Below are 978 nucleotides of genomic sequence, written 5' to 3'. Positions count from 1 at the left end.
CCGGAGTGTGTGGATACGACTGTTCATGCGTTTTTCAATAAGGGTCGTGTGCCGCGTGATGGTGAGTTTGGTGAGAAGTTGAAGAAGCCGGATTCTGCGAAGGATCATCGTGGTAAGACTGTGACGTTGTCGAAGCGGTGCAAGATGCAGACGTTCCGTGCTGATGGTTTTGCTTTGTCGGCTTCGAAGGCTCATGTGGGTCAGGATGTGCGGTTTAGTGTTTCGCGTCTTGATCCGAAGGCTGAGTATGTTCTGACGGTTGGTAAGAAGCGTCAGAAGTTTAGGACTGATGGCAGTGGTAATCATTCTGGTGTGTTTACTGTGCCGAAGGGTCTGAAAGTTGGTTCAACCGTTGAGGTTGCGGTTGTCAATGGGCAGGGTTCGACTGTGAAGAGTGCTGGGCTGAAGATCGTGGCTGAGGGTGCTGCGGACAAGAACCCACCAGCAGCTGGTGGTACAGCTGAACAAACCGCATCTGGTGGTGATTCCACTGGTGCCAGCGCGGACGGTGCTGGCAAGCACAGCTCAGCTTCTTCCGAAGAAGCCAAAGGCAGTGATAGCCCGCTGCCGCGCACGGGTGCGAGCGTTGCGGGGATTCTTGTGATTGCTGTTGTGCTGTTGGGTGCTGGTGCTTGGGCAGTGGTGCGCAGTCGTCGCAGGCTGGGCTGATCGGCTTTCCGTAGGCCTGTGGGGCGGGTGTTCAGGTGACTGAGCACCCGCCCTTGTTGGTTGTGTGCAGGGGTCTTTTTTTGGGCCTGGTTTTGGGTCTGGTTTTGGCTTTGTGTGGTGTTGGGCGGGGCTACTGTTGCCTGTTATGACCCCGTTTAATTCTTTGTTCAGGCGCTGTGGGCATTCTGTGTTCGCTGCGGTTGCTGTTACGTCTTTTGCTGCCGGTTTGGCTGTGCCGGTTGGTGCGAGCCCGGTGGGTGATGCTCCGGCAGAACCGGCACCGGAATCACCAAGTGCTGGTCCAAGCCA

Annotated in this window: 1 protein-coding gene; it reads left to right on the top strand. The window is 56.1% G+C overall.

Features of this window, described 5'->3' with window-relative positions:
• Positions 1-669 (top strand): LPXTG cell wall anchor domain-containing protein (locus tag HMPREF3162_RS11605; protein ID WP_141759531.1); only part of this gene is annotated, 669 nt, incomplete at its 5' end.
• Positions 670-978: the final 309 nt, after the last annotated feature.

This window comes from Brevibacterium sp. HMSC07C04 (genome assembly GCF_001815905.1).
GTDB lineage: Bacteria > Actinomycetota > Actinomycetes > Actinomycetales > Brevibacteriaceae > Brevibacterium.
The sequence above is the reverse complement of the archived record's forward strand: the minus strand, read 5'-3'. Positions and strand labels throughout refer to the sequence as shown.